General features: G+C 67.0%; 19 protein-coding genes. 5 read left to right on the top strand and 14 right to left on the bottom strand.

Translation table 11 applies throughout. The features are described from left to right. Positions 1 to 43: 43 nt before the first annotated feature. Positions 44 to 1,654 carry a DHA2 family efflux MFS transporter permease subunit gene (locus tag AC3ZI9_RS00840; protein WP_443381965.1) on the top strand — a complete coding sequence of 537 codons (1,611 nt, stop codon included), beginning with the start codon at positions 44 to 46 and terminating at the stop codon, positions 1,652 to 1,654. Between the two features lie 9 nt (positions 1,655 to 1,663). Continuing rightward, on the top strand, positions 1,664 to 3,247 hold the full coding sequence (locus tag AC3ZI9_RS00835; protein ID WP_443381963.1) for an FAD-dependent monooxygenase: 1,584 nt from the start codon (positions 1,664 to 1,666) through the stop codon (positions 3,245 to 3,247). On the opposite strand, the gene AC3ZI9_RS00830 is transcribed toward AC3ZI9_RS00835, so the two are convergent. From AC3ZI9_RS00830 to bioB, 6 genes are all read right to left on the bottom strand, one after another. Beyond that, a complete protein-coding gene (locus AC3ZI9_RS00830) occupies positions 3,244 to 4,539 on the bottom strand; it encodes an adenylosuccinate synthase (RefSeq protein WP_443381961.1) in 1,296 nt (431 codons plus the stop codon). The genes AC3ZI9_RS00835 and AC3ZI9_RS00830 overlap by 4 nt on opposite strands. Before the next feature lie 190 nt (positions 4,540 to 4,729). Further along, positions 4,730 to 5,437 (bottom strand): dethiobiotin synthase, encoded by a 708-nt coding sequence (gene bioD, locus AC3ZI9_RS00825; RefSeq protein ID WP_489923735.1) that lies wholly within the window; start codon positions 5,435 to 5,437, stop codon positions 4,730 to 4,732. Further along, a complete protein-coding gene (locus AC3ZI9_RS00820; RefSeq protein ID WP_443381957.1) occupies positions 5,434 to 6,528 on the bottom strand; it encodes a cytochrome P450 family protein in 1,095 nt (364 codons plus the stop codon). The genes bioD and AC3ZI9_RS00820 overlap by 4 nt, the downstream gene beginning before the upstream one ends. Further along, positions 6,525 to 7,721, bottom strand: coding sequence for an aminotransferase class I/II-fold pyridoxal phosphate-dependent enzyme (locus tag AC3ZI9_RS00815; protein WP_443381955.1), 1,197 nt, complete (start codon positions 7,719 to 7,721; stop codon positions 6,525 to 6,527). Before AC3ZI9_RS00815 ends, AC3ZI9_RS00820 begins: the two co-directional genes overlap by 4 nt. Then, a complete protein-coding gene (gene bioA, locus AC3ZI9_RS00810) occupies positions 7,718 to 9,094 on the bottom strand; it encodes an adenosylmethionine--8-amino-7-oxononanoate transaminase (RefSeq protein WP_443381953.1) in 1,377 nt (458 codons plus the stop codon). Before bioA ends, AC3ZI9_RS00815 begins: the two co-directional genes overlap by 4 nt. Next, positions 9,091 to 10,209, bottom strand: a complete 1,119-nt coding sequence (bioB, locus tag AC3ZI9_RS00805) for a biotin synthase BioB (RefSeq protein ID WP_443382116.1) — start codon at positions 10,207 to 10,209, stop codon at positions 9,091 to 9,093. Before bioB ends, bioA begins: the two co-directional genes overlap by 4 nt. A 118-nt stretch (positions 10,210 to 10,327) precedes the next feature. On the opposite strand from bioB, the gene AC3ZI9_RS00800 reads away from it, so the two are divergent. The 3 genes from AC3ZI9_RS00800 to AC3ZI9_RS00790 all read left to right on the top strand — a co-directional run bounded on the left by AC3ZI9_RS00800 (position 10,328) and on the right by AC3ZI9_RS00790 (position 12,929). Further along, positions 10,328 to 10,930, top strand: coding sequence for a TetR family transcriptional regulator (locus tag AC3ZI9_RS00800; RefSeq protein WP_443381951.1), 603 nt, complete (start codon positions 10,328 to 10,330; stop codon positions 10,928 to 10,930). Positions 10,931 to 11,077: 147 nt separating this feature from the next. Beyond that, positions 11,078 to 11,905, top strand: coding sequence for a hypothetical protein (locus tag AC3ZI9_RS00795; protein WP_444561718.1), 828 nt, complete (start codon positions 11,078 to 11,080; stop codon positions 11,903 to 11,905). A gap of 142 nt (positions 11,906 to 12,047) precedes the next feature. Then, positions 12,048 to 12,929, top strand: coding sequence for a hypothetical protein (locus AC3ZI9_RS00790; RefSeq protein ID WP_444561717.1), 882 nt, complete (start codon positions 12,048 to 12,050; stop codon positions 12,927 to 12,929). 32 nt (positions 12,930 to 12,961) lie between these two features. Here AC3ZI9_RS00790 and AC3ZI9_RS00785 read toward each other — a convergent pair whose 3' ends face one another. From AC3ZI9_RS00785 to fbaA, 8 genes are all read right to left on the bottom strand, one after another. After that, positions 12,962 to 13,408 carry an SRPBCC family protein gene (locus AC3ZI9_RS00785; RefSeq protein ID WP_443381945.1) on the bottom strand — a complete coding sequence of 149 codons (447 nt, stop codon included), beginning with the start codon at positions 13,406 to 13,408 and terminating at the stop codon, positions 12,962 to 12,964. Between the two features lie 84 nt (positions 13,409 to 13,492). After that, on the bottom strand, positions 13,493 to 14,119 hold the full coding sequence (locus AC3ZI9_RS00780) for a thymidine kinase (protein ID WP_443381943.1): 627 nt from the start codon (positions 14,117 to 14,119) through the stop codon (positions 13,493 to 13,495). A gap of 63 nt (positions 14,120 to 14,182) precedes the next feature. Further along, the gene (locus tag AC3ZI9_RS00775) at positions 14,183 to 15,565 is read right to left on the bottom strand and encodes a hypothetical protein (protein WP_443381941.1); all 1,383 of its coding nucleotides are present in this window, start codon (positions 15,563 to 15,565) and stop codon (positions 14,183 to 14,185) included. Further along, positions 15,562 to 15,981 (bottom strand): hypothetical protein, encoded by a 420-nt coding sequence (locus AC3ZI9_RS00770; RefSeq protein ID WP_443381939.1) that lies wholly within the window; start codon positions 15,979 to 15,981, stop codon positions 15,562 to 15,564. Before AC3ZI9_RS00770 ends, AC3ZI9_RS00775 begins: the two co-directional genes overlap by 4 nt. A gap of 25 nt (positions 15,982 to 16,006) precedes the next feature. Then, positions 16,007 to 17,419 (bottom strand): hypothetical protein, encoded by a 1,413-nt coding sequence (locus AC3ZI9_RS00765; RefSeq protein ID WP_443381937.1) that lies wholly within the window; start codon positions 17,417 to 17,419, stop codon positions 16,007 to 16,009. Then, a complete protein-coding gene (locus AC3ZI9_RS00760; RefSeq protein ID WP_489923734.1) occupies positions 17,419 to 17,787 on the bottom strand; it encodes a DUF6507 family protein in 369 nt (122 codons plus the stop codon). The genes AC3ZI9_RS00765 and AC3ZI9_RS00760 overlap by 1 nt, the downstream gene beginning before the upstream one ends. A gap of 108 nt (positions 17,788 to 17,895) precedes the next feature. Beyond that, positions 17,896 to 18,321, bottom strand: coding sequence for a DUF3151 domain-containing protein (locus tag AC3ZI9_RS00755; RefSeq protein ID WP_443381933.1), 426 nt, complete (start codon positions 18,319 to 18,321; stop codon positions 17,896 to 17,898). Position 18,322: 1 nt separating this feature from the next. Continuing rightward, positions 18,323 to 19,345 carry a class II fructose-bisphosphate aldolase gene (fbaA, locus tag AC3ZI9_RS00750; RefSeq protein ID WP_443381931.1) on the bottom strand — a complete coding sequence of 341 codons (1,023 nt, stop codon included), beginning with the start codon at positions 19,343 to 19,345 and terminating at the stop codon, positions 18,323 to 18,325. Positions 19,346 to 19,371 lie beyond the last annotated feature (26 nt).

Raw genomic sequence — 19,371 nt, 5'->3', positions numbered from 1 at the left:
AAGGTGGATGGATCCAGACGGTGCAGACCGTAACGTTGAGGACGTGAAGAAGCCTCAACCCAATAAGTGGGCCGCCCTGGCCGTTCTGGCCGCCGGCCTATCCATGATCGTGCTCGACGGCACCATCGTCGGCGTCTCCCTGCCGACGATCATCACCGACCTGGGACTCGACCTCGGCGACGCCCAGTGGGTCAACAGCCTCTACTCGGTGGTGCTGGCCGCCCTGCTGCTCAGTGCCGGCCGATTGGGCGACCGGGTCGGACGACGCAAACTCTTCGTCGCCGGCGTCGTGCTGTTCATGGCCGGCAGCCTGTTCTCCGCGATGGCCGACTCCTCTTCCTCCCTCATCCTGGGCCGGGCCATCCAGGGCGTCGGCGGTGCCGCCGTCCTGCCGTCCACCCTGGCCAGCGTCAACGCCAACTTCCAGGGGCGCGACCGTGCTGCCGCCTTCGGTGTCTGGGGCGCCGTGATGTCCGGGATGGCAGCCGTCGGCCCGCTGCTGGGCGGCTGGCTCTCCTCCAGCGTCGACTGGCGGTGGATCTTCCTGGTCAATCTGCCCTTCGGTCTCCTGATCCTCGTGGGCACCGTGCTTTTCGTTCCCGAAACCAGTGACACGCATGCGTCTCCGGGATTCGACGTCGTCGGGCTACTGCTCAGCGCCTCCGCGTTCGGCCTGTTGGTCTTCGCGCTGATCGAGGGCCCCACACTGGGTTGGTGGACCCCCCAGCAGCCCTTGACCATCGGCCCCGTATCCTGGCCCGCAGGCAGTTCTCCGGTCATCCCGCTGGCGGTCACCGGCGTCGTGCTCCTCGCGGCGTTCCTGGGCTGGCAGGGGCACCGCGCCACCGTGGGCAAGGCCGCCCTGCTGGATTTGACGCTCTTCAGGATCAGCACCTTCTCCTGGGGAAACACCGCCGCAGCTGCGGTCGCCGTCGGCGAATTCGGCCTGCTGCTGGTCTTGCCCCTCTTCCTGGTGAACGTGCTGGAGACCGGCACCCTCGGAGCCGGGCTGATCCTGGCAGCCATGGCGTTGGGTGCCTTCGGCTCGGGGGCAGCGGCACGGCATCTGGCCGATCTGATGGGCGCGGCCCGGGTGGTGATCCTCGGTCTGGCGCTGGAGGTCGTCGGGGTACTGGTGCTGGCGATCTTCACCAGCAACAGCCTGCCCATCGCCCTGTTGGTTCCTGTGCTGGTCGTCTACGGTCTGGGGCTGGGCCTGGCCTCGGCACAGCTGACCGGGACCGTCCTGCGGGACATCCCCACCGAAGCCTCGGGCGAGGCCTCGGCCACCCAGTCCACCGTGCGCCAGATCGGCTCCGGGCTCGGCTCGGCCATCGCCGGAACCATCCTGGCCGTCGCCACGGCGGCCAGCGCCATGGGCCTGCTACGCGATGCCGGCGCCGACGAGGCCACCGCCACCAAAATGGCCTCGGGGCTCAGTGACTCCGCAGGCGGCCTGATCTCCAGCGTGAATCCCGCCAACCCGTTGCATGATGCCCTGACCGCAGGGTTCGCCACGGGCGTGCAGTGGTCGCTCTTCGGCGCTGCAGCATTCCTCATTCTCGGGCTGATCGCCTCGTTCCGGGTCGCCTCCGCGGCCCGGTTGACCGGCAAGGGCGCCACGGGCGCCGACGCGGGGCTCAGCCAGGAGTAACCTGAGCGCATGGAAACCGACCAGCGCACCGTGGACGTCTGCGTCGTCGGCGCCGGGCCCACCGGACTGATGGCGGCGAACTGGCTGGAACGACTCGGGGTCGAGGCGGTCATCATCGACGGCAAGGCGGGGCCCACCCGTGAATCACGGGCCTTGGGCGTCCAGGCCCGGACCATGGAGATCTACGCACAGCTCGGCGTGGTGGACCAGGTCCTGGCCCAAGCGGTCCCGGCCAACGAGATGCGCCCGGGAGTCGGTCGCAGCTCGTGGCATCCGGTGCCGCTGGATCGGATCGGCCAAGGGCTGACCCCCTACCCGGGGATCACCATCCTGGAACAGCACGCCAACGAAGAGATCCTGGCCTCCCGGCTCGCATCCCGCGGGCGGGCGGTGGCCTGGAACACGAAGCTGCTCGGTCTCCGACAGGACGGCGACGGGGTCGACCTGGACGTCGAGTCCGCCGATGGGCCCCGGCAGACGATCCGTGCCAGGTACGTGGTGGCCGCCGACGGCGCCTCCTCCCCGACCCGCGGGCAGTTGGGGATCGGCTTCGAGGGCGAAACCAACGAAAAGGTCTTCTACGTCATCGACGCCCACGACGTCCACGGCACCGGATCGGGCATCAACGTCCGGCTCGCCGGCGATGACTTCCTGCTGACCTTCCCGATGTCCGACCCCTCCCCGGACGCCCGCAGGGTCAGGCTGCTGGGCATCCTGCGTGAGGCCGCCGGGGCCCGGAGCAGCACAGCCCACGCTGCCAGTGGCGATCAGGTCGGCGTCGATGAGCAGCGCGCCCGGGGCGCGCTGGAGCAGGACTTCGGGGTGAGCTATTCCCAGGCGGGCTGGTTCGCCACCTACCGGGTCCACCACCGGGTGGCCGATGCCTTCCGTGCCGGGCGGGTCTTCCTGGCCGGGGATGCCGGTCATGTGCACTCCCCCGTCGGGGCCCAGGGCATGAACACCGGACTGCAGGATGCCCATAATCTTGCGTGCAAGCTCGCCGATGTCCTCTCCGGTCGCATGCCCGAGTCCTATCTTGAACGCTACGAGGCCGAACGCCGTCCGGTCGCCCGCAGGCTGGTCGCCACCACCGACCGACTCTTCTCACGGGTCACTTCCTCCACGGCCCGGGCACGGTTCATCCGCAGCCGGGTGATGCCGTTGCTGTGGCCGGTCCTGGTGCGTGTGGCCCCCCGGGGCCCGCTCGGCACCCGGATCTTCGGCTACGTCTCCCAGCTGCGCATCCACTATTGGATGACCGAGCAGGAGCGGACCCGGGCCGAGGCGCGCCACGGTGTGGCGAGGATCCGGCGCCGGGATCCGGTGGTGGGCCGCCGGCTGCCCTGGATCGGGGCGACGAACCCGGGCGAGGACAACCACGCCCCGCTGGCCTCGGCCCGGTGGCAGGTCCACGCCTACGGGGCGCGGGCCGCAGGCCGGGGAGCCATCACGGCCCAACAGCATGGCGTCGAGTTGCACCTCTTCGGGGCATCGCCGCGGCGTGGGCTACCCGACGGGACCGTGGTGGTGGTGCGCCCCGACGGGTTCGTGGCCGTGCGGCATCGGGTCAGGGCGCACCGCCGCGAGGCCTAGAGCGAGTCGTCGATCAGGTCGTGACGCACGATCGTCTGCTCGCGGTCCGGGCCGACCCCGATGGCCGAGATCCGGGTTCCCGAGATCTTCTCCAGCGACAGGATGTAGTTCCGCGCGTTCTCCGGCAGATCCTCCATGGTCCTGGCCTTGGTGATGTCCTCGGTCCAGCCGTCGAAGTATTCGAAGATCGGCTTCGCGTGGTGGAAGTCGGTCTGCGTCATCGGCATCTCATCGTGGCGGACGCCGTCGACGTCGTAGGCCACGCACACCGGGATCCTCTCGATGTTCGAGAGCACGTCGAGTTTGGTCACGAAGTAGTCGGTGAAGCCATTGACCCGCGAGGCGTGGCGGGCCAGAACGGCGTCGTACCAGCCGCAACGGCGGGCCCGTCCGGTGTTCACACCGAACTCACCGCCAGTCTTTTGCAGGTACTCGCCCATCTCGTCGAAGAGCTCGGTGGGGAACGGGCCGGCCCCGACACGGGTGGTGTAGGCCTTGATGATCCCGACCGAGCGGGTGATCCGGGTCGGCCCGATGCCCGAGCCGACGGAGGCGCCGCCGGCCGTCGGGTTCGAGGAGGTCACGAACGGGTAGGTGCCGTGGTCCACGTCCAGGAACGTGGCCTGCCCGCCTTCCATGAGCACCACCTTGCCGGCGTCGAGCGCCTCGTTGAGCACGAAGGTGGAATCCACGACCAGCGGGCGCAGCCGCTCCACGAAGCCCAGGAAGTACTCGACGATCTCGTCGACCTCCGCGGAGCGGCGGTTGTAGACCTTCACGAGCAGTTCGTTCTTCTGCCGCAGCGCCCCCTCGACCTTTTGGCGCAGGATGGATTCGTCGAAGACGTCCTGGACGCGGATGCCCAGCCGGCCGACCTTGTCCATGTAGGCCGGGCCGATGCCCCGGCCGGTGGTGCCGATGGCCCGCTTGCCCAGGAAGCGTTCGGTGACCTTGTCCATGGTCTGGTGGTAGGGGGCCACCAGGTGGGCGTTGGCCGAGATGCGCAGCTTCGAGGTGTCGGCGCCGCGGGCTTCGAGGCCGTCGATCTCCTCGAACAGCGCTTCGAGGTTCACCACGCAGCCGTTGCCGATGATGGGGGTCGCGTTCTGGGACAGGATGCCCGCGGGAAGGAGCTTCAGCTCGTACTTCTCGCCACCGACGACGACGGTGTGCCCGGCGTTGTTGCCGCCGTTGGGCTTGACCACGTAGTCGACACGGCCTCCGAGCAGGTCAGTGGCCTTGCCTTTTCCCTCGTCACCCCATTGGGCTCCGACGATCACGATTGCTGGCATGGGATCCTCCCCCTTGCGTGGGTCAGCGGCCGGCTTGCGCCGGGTTCCGGCGGTGCCGGACACAAGAACGCCCCTGACCTCCGTACCCCGCCCCGAAACCGGGCTGGAGCGTAAGAGTGAAAGGGGCTCTTACGCATCAAGGTTACCCAAGTGCCCGCCAACATGCGACTTTTTCCACGCATTGGACCAGTCATGAAGCGTCGGCGGCCACCGGGGAGAGCCAGCGCAGCGCTCCCGCACGGAACCGTGCCCCCGACCACGACCCGGCCTGCTCGGGGATGCGCCCGAGCCAGGGGGTCGAGGTGGTGGCGCACCGGTGGCGCAGATACTCCTCGTTGGTGGCATGGAGGATTTCGGGGTCTTCGGGCCAGCTTCCCAACAACAGCCCAGTCAGTTGCAGGCCGCGGGCCCGGGCGGCTTCGAGGGTGAGCAGGGTGTGGTTCAGGGTGCCCAGGTCGGGGCGGGCCACCAGCACCAGGCCTCCGTCCACGGCGGTGCACAGTTCGGCCAGGGTCTGTCCGGCGGCGGTGAGTTCGACCAACAGACCCCCGGAGCCCTCGACCAGGACGAGGTCCACGTTCGAGGCCAGGGCCCGGATGGTGGCCACATGTTCGCTCAGCGGTGGCAGCGCGACCCCGGCGTCCCGGGCCGCGGGCACCGGAGCCAGGGGCAGCGGCAGCCGGATCCCTTCCTTCACGACGACGTCCTCCCCGGCCAGCCGGTTCACCTCGGAGACATCCGCCGGTTCCGGTCCGCTTCCCGTGGCGGGGATGCCGGTCTGCACCGCCTTATACACACCGACGCGCAGCCCTTCGTGCTGCCAGCGGGCGGCCAGCGCCGCAGTGGCCACCGTCTTGCCCACACCGGTATCGGTTCCGGTGACCATCACGATCTTCATGTTCCTCCATCGATCTGCGCCCGGACCGCCCGAGGCGCCTGAAAGGAGAGCAGCCGCAGCCACTCGGGTTCCGGGCCGGAAGGCACCGCGTCCGGTAGGGTGCGGGCCACCTCGTGGAGCACCAGTCCTGCTTCGAGTTCCGTCAGGCGGGCGCCCAGGCAGCGGTGCAATCCGTGGCCGAAGGCCAGCCCATAGCCGGCCCCGTCCTCGGCCACCGCGTCCGGGGCGTGGTGACCGGTCAGTTCCAACAGGATTTCGGCCCCTGCGGGCAGTTGGCGGCCGGACAGCGTGGCCCCCGGCACCGTTGTACGTCGCCAGGTGGGGACCGAGGACTCGGTGGCCAGCACCTGACGGACCCGCCGCTTGCTGGCCGTCAGCCCGTCGGGTCCGCCGCATTCGGCCCAGGCCACGGGATCGGCCAGGGTGCGGTGGAGGACGGTGTTGATCAGCAACGCCGTCGTCTCCTGTCCGGCGATGACCAGGAAGTAGCCCAGCGAACAGATCTGCCGTACTCCCAGCCCTGCCTCGTGCAGGACCCCGAACAGGTTCGTACTGCCCCTGCTGGCGGTGACCGATTCCCTGAGCCAGGCATGGAAGTCGGCGGCCCCGTGGGCGAGTTCGACCTGGCGGTCCGGCCCGGGCCACCCCCAGAACAGTTCCAGCGAGTCACGGCTCCACCGTTGCAAGGTCTCCTGCTCCGGTCCGGGCACCCCGATCAGTTCCCACATGATCTGCGCGGGGATCCCGCCCACGCGTTCGCCCAGGTCCAGCGTGGATCCCTGTTCCAGTGCGGGCCGGGCTCCTGCTGCCTGTTCGCGGGCCAGCGAGCTGACCCGGTCGGCGACGGCTGCGACCTTGGCCGGGCTGAAGAAGCGGGCGACCAGTCTCCTGACGCGCAGGTGTTCCTCCCCCACGGCCGAGGCCAGTACCGGCGGCAGGGCGAAGCCGACCCGGGCCAGGACACGCAGCGCCTCCGGGCCCAAGGGTTCGACGGCGGTCAGGGCGTTGGTAGGGAGGAATTCCGTGGTGCGCTGAAGGACCTCGCGTACCTGCTGCGGGTCGCTGACGGTGAAGTAGTCGGCGGCTTTCATGCCGTCACCCGGGCATGGCGTGACACCGTTCTGGCCACCGTGGCCAAAACCTCCACCAGCTCCTCGGGGTGCTGGGTGGCCCGGGCCGTCAACCGGATGCGGGAGATGCCGTCCGGGACGCTGGGCGGTCTGAAGCATCCGACGGCGATCCCGGCCCCACGCAGTTCAGCGGCGATCATGGTGGCCGTTTCGGCCGATCCCACCCGGAGGGAGACCACGGCCCCGGCCCCGGATTCGATGACCTCGACCTCGACCTGGTTCCTCTGCCCCGGACTCGAACCGGCAGGGAACAACCGGCCCAGCGTGCCGGTCATCAGCGCCACGCGCTCCGGCACCAGCCCGGCCAGAGCGGGGTCTTCCTCCAGGATCCGCACGGCTTCGCCGGCCGCCGCCGCGCTGCCGGGCGCCAGGGCGGTATCGAAGATGAAGCTCCTGGCGGTACTGGCCAGGTGGGTGCGCAGCATTCCTGCCGGTTCCCCGCCGAACAGCACGGCCCCACCTTGGGCGCCGAGCGCCTTGGACAGCGTCGCGGTGACCACCACCGAGGGGTCCGCGGCCAGCGAAGCGGCCCGCACCGCCCCACCGGCGGTGCCCACCCCGAGTGAATGGGCCTCGTCGACCAGCAGCAGGGCGTCGTACCGGCGGCAGGCGGCAGCGAGTTCGGCCAGCGGGGCGGCGTCCCCGGAGACCGAATATACGGATTCCACGACGACCACGGCCCGCGGTTGGCTGCGGCTGGCCAGTAGGTCGATGGTTTCCTTCACGGAATGATGGGAGGTCCAGGCCAGCGGGCTGCGGGCCAGCCGGGCCCCGTCGATGAGACTGGCATGGGCCTGCTCATCGAGCACCAGCAGTGTTCCAGGCCCGCCGAGCGCGCCGAGGATCCCCAGATTGGCCAGGTAGCCGCTGGAGAAGACCAGTGCCTCGTCCCTGCCGGTCAGCCGGCAGAGCCCGTCTTCGAGTTCCCGATGCACCGGATGTGTCCCGGTGACCACCCGGCTGGCGGAGGAACCGGTCCCGTGGCGCAGGGTCGCCCGGTGCGCCGCCTCGGCCAACCGGGGGTCGCGGGCCAGGCCCAGGTAGTCGTTGGAGGCCAGATCGTAGAGTCCGGTGGCTTCGTCGGTGGCGCGGGCCAGTCCACGCACCTCTCGGACCCGGGCACGTTCTAGGAGCCAGTGCTGCCAGGCGCTCATGCGTGGACCTCGGCGATCGCCCCGGTCACCGCTGAGCAGAGCCGGGAGATCTCCTCCGCCTCGGCTACGTAGGGCGGCATGAGGTAGACGAGGTTCCTGAAGGGGCGGACCCAGGCGCCGGCCCGGACGGCGGCATGGGTGAGCGCGGTGATGTCGACGGGCCGATCCAGTGCGATGACGCCGATGCCTCCCAGCACCCTGACGTCGCTGACGCAAGCAAGTTCCATCGCCGGTTGCAGTCCGGTGAGCAGGCCGGCTTGCAGGGCAGTGACCGCGGTCTTCCAGGCGGGCACCCCGGCGGCGTCCGGGGTGGCGAGCAGGTCCATCGAGGCGGCGGCGATGCGGCAGGCCAGCGGGTTGCCCATGAAGGTCGGTCCATGCAGGATCGCGTCGGTATCGGAGGCGGCGATGGCGCGGGCCACCTTCTGCCCGACCAGCAGTGCCGCCAGGGTCACGTAGCCGCCGGTCAAGGCCTTGCCCACGCACATCAGATCCGGGACGACGCCGGCCCATTCGCAGGCGAAGTACCTTCCGGTGCGCCCGAAGCCGGTGGCGATCTCGTCGAGGATGAACACCAGATCCTCCGCGTCGGCGATCTCCCGCAGGATCCGCAGGACCTGCGGCGGGTAGACATACATGCCCCCGGCCCCCTGGAGCACCGGTTCCACCACGATCCCCGCCAGGGTGTCGGAGGACTCGGCCACCAGCCGCCGGACCTGGCCCTCCCAGGCATCGAGTGCTTCGGTGTCATAGGTCCAGGTCCCGCCCTCCGGGGTCCCCGCGTCGGGCTCGAAACGGGCCGGAGGTGGACGGGAGGCGAAGAGGTGATCCGCCACCAGACCGGGGAAGGCCGAATGCATCCCGTCCACCGGATCGCAGACACCCATCGCCCCGAGGGTGTCACCGTGGTAGCCGCCCCGCAGGGCCAGGAACCGGTGGCGGCCGGTGTGGTGCCGGGCCCCCTGGTATTGCACGGCGGTCTTCAACGCCACCTCGATGCTGACCGATCCGGAATCGGCCAGGAAGACGTGCTCGAGCCCGGGTGGGGCGGCAGCCCGCAGGCGTTCGGCCAACTCCACCGCCGGGGCATGGGTGAGCCCACCGAACATGACATGGCTGTAGACCTCGATCTGGGCGTGGGCCGCGGCGTTCAGGGTCGGATGGTTATAGCCGTGGACCGCCGACCACCAGGAGGACATCCCGTCGATGACCCGGTGGCTGCCGCCGGGGCCGGCGAGTTCCAGCTGGCTGCCGGCGGCGGAGGTGACGGAGTACAGCGCCCCGGCGTCCAGGCTCGCATAGGGGTGCCAGAGCAGGCCCGCGTCCCGGTCGAGCAACCTGGGTGTGGCAGTGCTGGTGTGGGGCGCACTCATGCGTTGGGGGCCACTTCCGTCCCGGCACCACGACGGCGGATGGTTGGGTTCGCCCCGACGTTTTCCCTACTGGCGCCCAGGACCTCGAAGCCCGCATCGGAGATCATGGCCAGATCCGCCTCGGCCTCCTGGCCTTCACTGGTGAGGTAGTCGCCCAGGAAGAGCGAGTTGGCGACCTGCAGCGCGAACGGCTGCAGGGAGCGCAGATGCATTTCGCGTCCCGCGGCCATCCGGACTTCGGAGGCCGGGGCCGCGAGTCGGACCAGGGCCAGGATGCGCAGGCATTTGAGCGGGGTCAGTTCCCACGTCCCTTCCAATGGCGTGCCGTCGAAGGGCATGAGGAAGTTCACCGGGATGGAGTCGGCGTCCAGATCCCGCAAGGCGAAGACGGCCTCGACGAGCTGCTCGTCGGTTTCGCCCATCCCGACGATGAGTCCCGAGCAGGGGGACAAACCCGCCGTCTTGGCGGCCTGGACCGTGGCGACCCGGTCGGAGAACTCGTGGGTGGTGCAGATGTCCTCGTATTTGGATTCGGCGGTGTTCAGGTTGTGGTTGTAGGCGTCGACCCCGGCCTCGCGCAGTTTTTCGGCCTGACCGGATTTCAGGATCCCCAGGCAGGCGCAAACCTCCACCTCGGGGTTGCGTTCCCGGAGCTGGCCGACCATCCCTGCGACCCGGTCGACGTCGCGGTTGGCCGGCCCCTTGCCACTGGCCACCATGCAGACGCGGCTGGCGCCGCCTTGGATGCCCAGCTCGGCCTGCCTGACCGCTTCATCGGCGTCGATCCAGGTGTACTTCAGGATCTGGGCGGCCGAACCCAGCCGTTGGGAACAGTAGGTGCAGTCTTCGGGGCAGAGACCCGATTTCAGGTTCACCAGGTAGTTGACCTTCACCGTGTTCGAAAAATGACGACGTCGCAGCTCCCCTGCGGCGCCGACGAGGGCGAGGGTCTCCTCATCGGGGGTGGCCAGGATGGCCGCTGCACCCTCGGCGTCGAGTCCGTGACCGGCGGCCACCTTCTCGACGACCCCACGCCAACTGCTCGGAGTTGTATTGGCTACGGTCTGCTCATCGGTCGACTCCGCGACCCTGGCCTCTGGTGTTCCTGCTGGCATTGCCACGTTGTGTCTCCCTCATAAATCATGATTGAACACCGTTCAGCGGTGTCGTCGATCCAGCGTACAATAAATTGAACGGCGTTCAGCCACTCCCCGGGCACCGTAGACTACGGGCATGGCGTTGACTCGGGATCAGGTGGTGGGCTCCGCCGTCGGCATCCTCACCGAGTTCGGTCTGGCCGATCTGTCGATGCGTCGCCTCGCCCGCGAGCTCGAGGTCCAGGTCGGCGCCTTGTACTGGCACGTGAAGAATAAACAGGACCTGCTCGTCGACGTCGCAGCCCGCCTGCTGGGCGGAATCACGCTCCCGCCCCTGGCCGCCACCTCCTCCCCCGGCGGACCGGCCGAGTCCCGCGCGGCGATCATCGAGGTGGCCACGGCCATCCGCTCCGCCCTGCTGCCGGTGCCCGACAGCGCCGAAGTGGTGCAACTGGCGCAATCCATGCAGCCGGCGGCCCTGCTCCCGCTGACCGGGCTGCGTGATCTGCTCGAGACCTCCGGCATCGATCCGGCCCATTCGGCCTGGGCGCAGCATCTGATCCTCAACCACATCCTGGGTTCCGTCGCGGCCGGTCAGGAACACGCCAAACTCGCGGCCCTCGCGGCCACCGACCCCTCGATCCCCGGCGGCCCGCAATTGGGGGCCGACGCCTTCGCCTGGGGTTTGGGCGTCATCCTCGACGGAGCCCTCCCGGTCCGCGAAGCGTCGAACGCATAACGAAGCCGCCGGGTGCATTGTGGGCCCACTGCCGGTTCCGTACCTTCGATGGAGGAACCCGGTCTTCCGGGTTCGGTCTCAGTACTTCCGAAGGGGAACAGCAAGTTCAATATTTCGCAGACCAGCCGTCACCGCTCCGGCGCCGCAGTGGCTTCCGGCCCGTCGCGCACCTCGGCCGGCCCCCGTTTGCTGGCCGTTGCCGCCGTCGGACTCCTGTCCCTGACGGCCTGCAGCAATGCCAACGGCGCCGGGGAGGCCAGCGCCTCGTCGAGCCCCGGCGGTGCTTCGGACAGTTCCGAGGCACCGGCCTCAGCAATCCAGGACCCGGGGGTGATCACCGAAGGAGCCGCCGACGAAGCCTGGAAGGAACAGGCCCGCTCGGCGGGCGCGGAAGGCAGCGAGATCGACGCCACCCGCTGTGTCGACGAGCTGCTGGACCAGAAGGCCCTGGATGCCGTGGCCACCGCCCTGCCGGAAGTCGGGGGGATGTACCTCAGCGGCCTCTACACCCACGCCGGCTGCACTTTCACCGCCACCAATCTGGACGCGGACGCCCACCAGGCGTCGGCCATGGTCCAGGTCCGCAGGTACTACCCCGGCAACGACGAGGAGTACAAGACGCTGGACGAGTCCGGTTTCCTCAAGCACGGCCAGTGCGCGGACGACGTCGAAACGGACGAAAACGGTGTCGCCACCGTCAATAAGCACGGCGTGAAGGAAAGCAACATCCCCGGGGCCTCCGCCGCCGTGGAGCTGCAGGCCGCCTGGCAGTGTTCCGAGGACGGGGCGACGAGCTCCGCCGTCCTCATCCATGCCGCGGACGACGAACAGGACGGCTTCTCGGATCCCACGGTCCTCACCGAACCGGAGCTGGCCCTCGAGATGGCCACCCACCTATCCGAGACCGAATCCGACTGGGCTCCACAAATGGACGAGATCTACGAGAAGAACTTCAAGGACGCCATGGGCCAGTAGCCCTCCCCTTCGACGGCGTGGCCCCGAAGCGTCGAAGGCATAACGAAGGCGCAGGACCCATTGGCCCGTCGTTCCGAATTCCGTAGTTTCGATGAAGCAACTTGTTTTTTCGGGTTCGGTCCCAGCAGTCGAAAGGAACAGCATGTTCAGCACATCGGAGTCCAGCCGCCCCACCGCAGTAGTACCGGGACGGAAACGCACCACCGTCCTTCCGCGGCTGATGGCCGTCACGGCCGTGGGATTCCTGTCCCTGACGGCCTGCAGCAATGCCGACGGCGCCGGGGATCCCAGCGCGTCCTCGAGCCCCGGTGGCACCTCCGAAAGTGCCCAAGCCCAGGAATCTGCGAGCCAGGACACCGGGATGATCACCGAGGGAGCCGCCGACGAGGCTTGGAAGGACCAGGCCCGGAAGGCAGCTTCGAAGCAAGCGGCGAAGCGCAACTCGGTGGACCCCGCTCCCTGCGTGGATGGTCTGTTGGACCAGAAGACCCTCGACGCCGTGGCCACTGCAATTCCGGAAATCGGCGGGCTATCCATGAGTGGTCTGTACACGCATGTCGGTTGCGGCTTCACCGCCACCGACCCCGACGATGAGGACCTGCTCCAGGCCGCCGCGGAGGTCCAGATCCGCAGGTATTACCTCGCCAACGACGAGGAGTTCAAGACCCTGAACGAGTCCGGGTATCTGAAGCACGGCCAGTGCGCCGACACCGTCGAGACGGACGAGAACGGCGTCTCCACGGTCAATAAGCACGGCGTGAAGGAAAGCAAGATTCCAGGTCCTAGCATCGCGGCCGTTGACCTGCAGGCCGCCTGGCACTGCTCCGCGGACGGGGCGACGACCTCCGCCGTCCTCATCCATGCCGCGGAGGGCGAAGAGGACCGCTTCACGGATCCCACGGTCCTCACCGAACCGGATCTCGCCGTCGAGATGGCCACCCACCTATCGGAGACCGAATCCGACTGGGTTCCACAGATGGACGAGATCTACGAGAAGAACTTCAAGGACAACACGGGCCAGTAGCCCCGCCGATCCCGCCCCGGGGACCACGAACCTCAGGGGGCGAGTTCGGCATACCCCTTGAAGGCAGGAAGCTGGCTTGATTCGGCATCCGCCACGGCCCGGCGGATATCCCAACCGTCTCCCGGCACGCGGGGGCTGATCACCACCTGCACCGTGAGTGTCAGCAGCGTGCCACCGGCGTCCGGGGACAGCTGATAACCGTAGATGGTGTGCACATCACCGTCACCGGTGGAGATCACCAGCTCCCGCTCCGGGGTGAAAACGGCCAGGCTGTAGGTCCGCACGTTGTCCCCCATCCGGACCTCCAGCTCCACGCCGGGGCCCAGCGGGGCATCCGCATGCATCTCCGTCACCCCGGTGAGCCACAGTGGTGCCGCGGTGAAGTCGGTCAGCAGGGCCCAGACGCGTTGGACGGGCAGGCTGATGTGTTCGCTGGCCTGGTAGGCGGTGGTCTCGTCATCCTTCGCTGCGGTGCCCATGACTGCAGCATGCCCTGCGTGGCGGCGGAAGTGAAGACTTCGCTGCAAGCGGTCATCGCCCTGATGTCCGGAGCGCGGGCCGGATCAGTTCCCCAGCCGGCCTTCCGAGGCTTCGAGGTAGCAGGACCCGCACAGCGATTCGTACCAGACGTCCTGCCCGTCAATGGCGACCTGGTCGCCGTCGAAGACCACCGTGTCACCGATCCTTCGGGTGTTGAAGATGGCCTTGCGCCCGCACCGGCAGATCGTTTTGAGCTCTTCGAGGGTGTGCGCCAGTTCCATGAGCCGCAGCGATCCGGGGAACATCCGGGTCTTGAAGTCGGTGCGGATGCCGAAGGCCAGGACCGGGACGTTCTGCCGCACGGCGATGCGGAAGAGGTCGTCGACCTGATCGGCGGAGAGGAACTGGGCCTCATCGATGAGCAGGCAGGCCACCGGCTGCTGGTCCACGTGTTCCAGCAGGGCATCCGGATCGTCTCCCGAGGCGTGGGCGTTGAACAGGTCGACGGCGGATTCCCCGGGCGGGATGAGGAAGTCGACGGTACGGCTGACGCCGAGCCGGGAGACGATCTGGTCATCGCCTTTGGTGTCGACATCCGGCTTGGCCAACAGAACGCGTTGTCCACGCTCCTCGTAGTTGAAGGCCACCTGCAGCAACCCCGTGGACTTGCCGGAGTTCATGGCTCCGTAGCGGAAATAAAGCTTGGCCAATGGGTTCCTTTTCGTTGCGGCGTGCGCACCGAGTCTATGCGTTGGGTGGCCACCGGGGAGGCATCAGCCCAGTTGGACGTCGCGACCGAAGACCACGGCCTGCAACACATCCTCCAACTGCCAGAGGATGTAGGAGCTGTCCGTCGCCCACAACCCCGGATGATCCCTTCCGGTCTCCGGGTGCTCGATCAGGCCGATGCGGTAGTTCCCTCGGGGACCCACATTGACGTAGGTGATCGGATCGATGGATGTCGTATCGCCTTCCGCTTGGATTTCCCAGATGAACCACGGGTGGTTCCAGACCTGTTCCATGGCCTCGTTCGCCCCGCTGGGCAGCGGCGTTTCGCCGGCGAAACGTTCGTCCAGCTGCCCGTTCTGCAACAACAAGGGCTCGACGTGGACATTCCATGCAGGTCCTGCCCCGACCCAGCGCGACGCGCAGGAGGACAGTTCGCTCAACGGGATGAGCTGGACGTTGAACATCGTCTCGTCGTCGGGGTGCCAGGACTGGTTCAGTACCCGGGGGCCGTACCCCTGCTCGGCGGCCACCAGGGCCAGATCCCCCACGACGAAGGCCTGCAGCATCGTTTCCCCGTCCAGGAACCTGCCGGTCAGCCGCATCCGGGTCGTCGCCCCGTTCAGCATCGCGGCCATCACGTCGCCGATCTCGCTGAGTCGGCCGCCTTCCAGGACTCCGAGTTCCTGCAATTCGGCCAGTACCGGATCCTTGGCTCCTAGGCCCAAGCGTCCCAGCACCGAGTCCTCCAACTCCCCCATGCGCGCGATGGCGGCACCGGTCAGCCAGGTGCCTTCGCCGATCCACGACCCGGCTGCCTGGTAGAACGAATAGTCTTCCAGCACCTCACCCCGGGCACGACTGGCGACTTCATCCACGGATGCTTCCGGGGATCCACTCGATGATTCCTCCCCGGCCGGTTTTTCTTCGGTGTCGGCTGCTGGCTGCAGCACCGATACCGACCGGGCGATCGCCTCGAATTCCTCCGCGAAAAGGTGCCGGGTCTGCAGGGCTGTGGTGGTGCTGATCTGGATGGCCCATCCCTGGTGGATGACGAGGTAGTCGACACCGCTGACCGTGCGCCCCACCGGTGCACGATGCGTGTATTCGATGATCCGGCCGGAATGACCCAGCGCCTCTTCGGTGGAAGCCCCCGGGCGGAAGTCCCATTCGGAGACATCCACGATCCGACCCTCCGTCAGATCGGCGACGATCCCGGAGACGGCCAGCCGTCCGAAGTCCTGCACCGTGCCCGAGTACGGGTTCACTGTCACGACGACGTTGGGCGTGAATTCGCCCTGCACCGCCGGCATGCTGCCGAAGAGCTCTACTTCGGGACGTAGCTGCTGGCCGGTCCATGGGGCCGGGAGCTCGAAGGCCAGGATGCCTTGGTATCCCTCATACCGATCCGTGGTGTGTGCCTGCGTCATGCCCATCCTTTTCTTGCTGCCCTCGCGGGCACCTGCTCTCCCGGCCCCCAGAGAGGCGTTTCTTCCGTGCCGCCGCGAGCGACCCACTCCTTATGCCAACGCGGCGTCACGGCGGCCGGCCACCACCAGCGCATCCCGAACACGATGGGGACGAAAATCACCAGGAGCACCGTCCACAAGGTTTCGGCGTACTCCGCACGAGCCAAACTGGCGAAGACCGCCGGCCAGATGCACAGCACCGCCACCCCGCCCACGCCCAGATACATCGGATCGTAGTTTCTCTGCGTAAAGATGAAGGGACCGGGCTGCTTAACCGCCCAGGTCCGCCACCGTCCGCTCCAAGCCAACCCCCAGGCCGTGAGCAATGCCAGCCCGGGAAGGCCGAAAATCAAAACGGAAAGTAGAAAATCTTCCATGCTGTGAACCGTATCGCTCCCTAAGCTAGCCGAATGGGTTGAGTGATTTGAGGATCTTTTTCCCGGTTTCCTTCGCTGCTTCGCCGATGGATCCAATGTCACCGTGGCGGAGGTCGTTGATCGTCGATCCTATGGCATTGCCTACTTGGCCGCCGACCCAGCCACCGGCCAGTCCACCGACGAAACCTCCGACGGCTGCACCCACCCCTGGAATGGGGATGAGCGCCTGGCCCACTGCCGCCCCGACGCCACGTCCGACCGCAGTACCAACGATTGCCCCGGTTTCTTCTGCGGCAGTGACGACCGCAGCATCTTTTCGAGCTTCCTTTTGATGCTCAGCGTGGGTCATCTCCGGGTTGCGAAGCACACTATCGTTATAGCCTTCGCCGTAGGCCCCGACAAAGGTCATTCCGGCGCCGGCTACGGTAAGTAGCTTCCCTCCGGGGCCCTGGGTGAACTTATTGACCTTTTCCAGCGCCTTGGGCAGCTTGACGGGCCCGGTGCGCGTGTTGGGGTTACGTTCATGGCGTCCGGGGCCTCGAGTCAATTGCTTGGTCACCCGCACATGCGCCCCGTCCCTGATGGGCTTCACGTTCCATGGGTACTTCGCAGCCAGTGGCCCTCCGCCGACGGCGAGGGCCATCGGGTTGGCTGCATGTTTCGGGATGTAGTGATTCCCGGCGAGACGGGCATGCTTGGGGACGTAGCTCGGGTTTTTCCTACCGCCTCCGTCGGCGATGCGCTCCGCGTAAGACTTCGGAACTCCGAGTTTCTGCAGCCTCTTCTCCGTAATGCCGTACCGCTTCGGCTGGAACCCCTTCTTATGCTCATTCCTGTCTGAGTTGTAGACGAAGAACAGCTTTCCGTCCCTGTACTCGAAGGACGAAGCAGTGAGGCCGAGCACTGTGAGCGCGGTTACAGCATCCCCTCCGTACCCGGCTGCCTTGTTCGCATTCTTGAGGCCATCCCCGAATAGCGGGTTGAGCTCGGCGATCTTGGAAGCGCAGGTCGAGACCGCATCGTCATATAGCTCGGCAACGGCATTGACTTCCAGCTGAATATCACCAGTGGTGTCGAAATAATCGTCAGGGCGGGCCTCTTCCCTCATCTCGTTGTGACTCGCCGCACGCGATACGACTGCGTCATATCGTGCTTTGAGACCAGCGATCCTGGACGAGAAGTCCTCCAGCGCCTTGGCGGTGTCGTCGGTGACGGTGCCCACGGCATCGATTGGTGGGGACAACACCGTTGTCACCGCCGCGTAGACCTTGTCTTGATGCGGGGATTCGAAGACCGCTCCCAAACCAGACCAGTGGCTTTGGACATCGTCACGGATATCCCCGCAGTCCGTTCCGACCTTGCGCACGGCCTTGGCCTTGGAATCGATCGCAGCGGTATCGGGAAGCCTGTCAGGAAGCGGGGAAATGACAACGCTCATCAGGCACTGGCCTTGGTCTTCGGGGGAGCCGGGATCGAGTAGATCTCGGCCTCCGCGTCCGCAGCCATCTCCCAGTGGGCATCGGCGTAGGCCCCGATCGATGCCTTGGTGTTTCCGCAGATGGAATATCCCGCGTTCTTGCCGGATTCCAGCAGCTTGCCTAGAAATTCTCCGAGGAGCCCATCGAGTGCCTCCCCGATTTCCAAGTGGTCACAGGCCGTCGCCGCTTCGTTGAATGCCGTGTTCAGCTTCGTTTCCTGGCCTTCGAAGTCGTCCACCTCTCCCTGGGCCTTGTCCACAATGGAGTTCGCCGTCACGACGCTGACTTTCCACCCATCTCCTGCCACTGACTCGGCCTCCCCGTTCATGTAGTCATTTCCACTGCCCATCAGCCTATGACAGGCAGAATGAAGCCGCGATGGGGAGAACTCCCCATCGCGGCTTTACTCTGCGGGCGCGCCGAGCGCCACCAGGTGTTACTTACCGGCGGAGATACGCTCTGCCGCGGTCGGGTCGGAGTCGTTGAGGAACGTTCCGATCCGGTCGACTTCCTCGGCTTCGCCGATCGCTGCCGCGGCCCGCTGGAGGGCATACAGCGAGCGCAGGAAGCCGCGGTTGGGTTCGTGCGAGTACGGCACGGGACCCTGACCACGCCAACCGGCCTGGCGCAGCGCGTCGAGTCCTCGGTGGTAGCCCACCCGCGCGTAGGCATAGGACTCGACGGTGCGGCCGTCGTCGTAGGCCTCGTCGGCGAGCATCGCCCATGGCAGTGATGACGCGGGGAACCTGGCCGCCAGGTCCACGGCTTCGTCGCCGGCTTCGAGACGCGCGTTGACGTCCTCGTCCGGGGCCAGGAGGGTCTCCGGGATGGCCAGGAGGTTGCGTCCGAGTGCTTCGCTCATATTATTTCAGGCTCTTTCCGGCGGAACCGAGCTGGCGGGCCGCCTCAACGATGCGTTCGGCCATGGAGGTCTCCGCGGCCGCACCCCACACGCGGGGGTCGTAGACCTTCTTGTTTCCGACTTCGCCGTCGATCTTCAGGACGCCGTCGTAGTTGGAGAGCATGTGCCCGGCGACCGGGCGGGTGAAGGCGTACTGGGTATCGGTGTCGATGTTCATCTTGATGACGCCATAGGAGACCGCGTCGGAGATCTCCTGCTCGGAGGATCCCGAACCACCGTGGAAGACCAGGTCGAAGGGCTTGTCCTGGCCGAGCTTGGTGCCGATCTCGGCCTGGATGTCCTTGAGGATCTCCGGACGCAGCTTCACTCCACCGGGCTTGTAGACCCCGTGGACGTTGCCGAAGGTCAGCGCGGTGATGTAACGGCCGTGTTCGCCGGTACCCAGCGCCTCGACGGTGGCCAGCGCGTCCTCGACCGTGGTGTAGAGCTTTTCGTTGATCGCGTTCTCCACGCCGTCCTCTTCACCACCGACGGTGCCGATCTCGACCTCGAGGATCTGCTTGGCAGCGGCGGAGCGCGGCAGTAGTTCCTTGGCGATGCGGAGGTTCTCCTCCAGTGTTTCGGCCGAGCCGTCCCACATATGCGAGTTGAAGATCGGGTCACGGCCGGCCTTGACCTCCGCCTCGGAAGCGGCCAGCAGCGGCAGCACGAATCCGTCGAGCTTGTCTGCCGGGCAGTGGTCCGTGTGCAGGGCGATGTTCACGCCGTAGCTTTTGGCCACTTCCTTGGCGAAGGCGGCGAAGCCCAGGGAGCCCACCACCATGTCCTTGATCGAGGATCCCGACCAGTAGGCGGCGCCACCGGTCGAGACCTGGATGATCCCGTCGGACTCGGCTTCAGCGAATCCGCGGATGGCGGCATTCAGCGTCTGCGAGGACGTCACGTTGACGGCGGGGAAAGCGTAGGAACCGGCTTTCGCCGCGTCGATCATGGCGTTGTATTTGTCCGGGGTTGCAAGGGGCATGCTGACTCCTTATGAGTTGGGCTGGG

The sequence above is a fragment of the Arthrobacter sp. AOP36-F1-5 genome (assembly GCF_058137995.1).
The sequence above is the reverse complement of the archived record's forward strand: the minus strand, read 5'-3'. Positions and strand labels throughout refer to the sequence as shown.

Bases quoted from the DNA above. Each gene is read 5' to 3' on its own strand.
- AC3ZI9_RS00835 (WP_443381963.1), top strand. From the start codon at position 1,664: ATGGAAACCGACCAGCGCACCGTGGACGTCTGCGTCGTCGGCGCCGGG.
- AC3ZI9_RS00830 (WP_443381961.1), bottom strand. From the start codon at position 4,539: ATGCCAGCAATCGTGATCGTCGGAGCCCAATGGGGTGACGAGGGAAAA.
- bioD (WP_489923735.1), bottom strand. From the start codon at position 5,437: ATGAAGATCGTGATGGTCACCGGAACCGATACCGGTGTGGGCAAGACG.
- AC3ZI9_RS00820 (WP_443381957.1), bottom strand. From the start codon at position 6,528: ATGAAAGCCGCCGACTACTTCACCGTCAGCGACCCGCAGCAGGTACGC.
- AC3ZI9_RS00815 (WP_443381955.1), bottom strand. From the start codon at position 7,721: ATGAGCGCCTGGCAGCACTGGCTCCTAGAACGTGCCCGGGTCCGAGAG.
- bioA (WP_443381953.1), bottom strand. From the start codon at position 9,094: ATGAGTGCGCCCCACACCAGCACTGCCACACCCAGGTTGCTCGACCGG.
- bioB (WP_443382116.1), bottom strand. From the start codon at position 10,209: ATGCCAGCAGGAACACCAGAGGCCAGGGTCGCGGAGTCGACCGATGAG.
- AC3ZI9_RS00800 (WP_443381951.1), top strand. From the start codon at position 10,328: ATGGCGTTGACTCGGGATCAGGTGGTGGGCTCCGCCGTCGGCATCCTC.
- AC3ZI9_RS00790 (WP_444561717.1), top strand. From the start codon at position 12,048: ATGTTCAGCACATCGGAGTCCAGCCGCCCCACCGCAGTAGTACCGGGA.
- AC3ZI9_RS00785 (WP_443381945.1), bottom strand. From the start codon at position 13,408: ATGGGCACCGCAGCGAAGGATGACGAGACCACCGCCTACCAGGCCAGC.
- AC3ZI9_RS00775 (WP_443381941.1), bottom strand. From the start codon at position 15,565: ATGACGCAGGCACACACCACGGATCGGTATGAGGGATACCAAGGCATC.
- AC3ZI9_RS00770 (WP_443381939.1), bottom strand. From the start codon at position 15,981: ATGGAAGATTTTCTACTTTCCGTTTTGATTTTCGGCCTTCCCGGGCTG.
- AC3ZI9_RS00765 (WP_443381937.1), bottom strand. From the start codon at position 17,419: ATGAGCGTTGTCATTTCCCCGCTTCCTGACAGGCTTCCCGATACCGCT.
- AC3ZI9_RS00760 (WP_489923734.1), bottom strand. From the start codon at position 17,787: ATGAACGGGGAGGCCGAGTCAGTGGCAGGAGATGGGTGGAAAGTCAGC.
- AC3ZI9_RS00755 (WP_443381933.1), bottom strand. From the start codon at position 18,321: ATGAGCGAAGCACTCGGACGCAACCTCCTGGCCATCCCGGAGACCCTC.
- fbaA (WP_443381931.1), bottom strand. From the start codon at position 19,345: ATGCCCCTTGCAACCCCGGACAAATACAACGCCATGATCGACGCGGCG.